This is a genomic window from Enterobacter sp. K16B (assembly GCF_020216105.1).
In the GTDB taxonomy this organism is placed as follows: domain Bacteria; phylum Pseudomonadota; class Gammaproteobacteria; order Enterobacterales; family Enterobacteriaceae; genus Enterobacter; species Enterobacter sichuanensis.
This window is the reverse complement of the sequence record NZ_JAIWJZ010000190.1, coordinates 1-600: the sequence shown is the minus strand read 5'-3', so window position 1 is coordinate 600 and position 600 is coordinate 1. Positions and strand designations below refer to the sequence as shown.

The 600-nt window shown below is 63.7% G+C and carries 1 protein-coding gene; it reads right to left on the bottom strand.

The features are described from left to right. On the bottom strand, positions 1-600 hold a 600-nt coding region (gene vgrG / locus LDK53_RS22555; protein ID WP_225288129.1), incomplete at both ends, for a type VI secretion system tip protein VgrG.

Here is a 600-nt window from a genome sequence, read left to right as displayed (position 1 = left end):
GGCAATGTACGGCCGGTCCGGGTTACCGTCCTCAAAGCCAATCGCCACCTCGGTGCCCGCCAGCAGCGGCAGATGCAGACCCCAGGTGTCACCGGCGTACGGGCGGGACTGGCGCACCCACAGGCTCTCGAACCCGGTTTCCCAGTTGTCCCGGTCAAACAGCATGTTGACGCGGTAGCGGCCGTCCTTATCAATATGTCCGTAGGTGTCATTTTCGGTGGTACTGGTGACGCGGGCCGGTAAGGTGCCGGCCATTACCGGGCGCGAGCCAGGCTCCGGGCGGAAGCTGAAATCCGGGCTGTCCGGAATACCGTCAAACCTGACGCCGAAGTCCTTATCACGACGCGCATGGGTATGCATTGCCGTGACGACCACCCCCTGCGCAAACACGTCCGCCACTTCATACCCGCCGGTGACTTTCAGCCGCATCCCCGGAGAGAGCGTCGGACAACTGGTGACGGCCCGGGTCTGTGTCTGGCCATTGAGGTAGCGCTCATGACGAATGCGGGCATAAAACGCCCCGGACTCCGGCGCCGGGTTGCGGTCGTGGGCATTCCCCGCGGTCAGGTAGTTATCTCCCCAGTGGTAAGCCTCCCCACA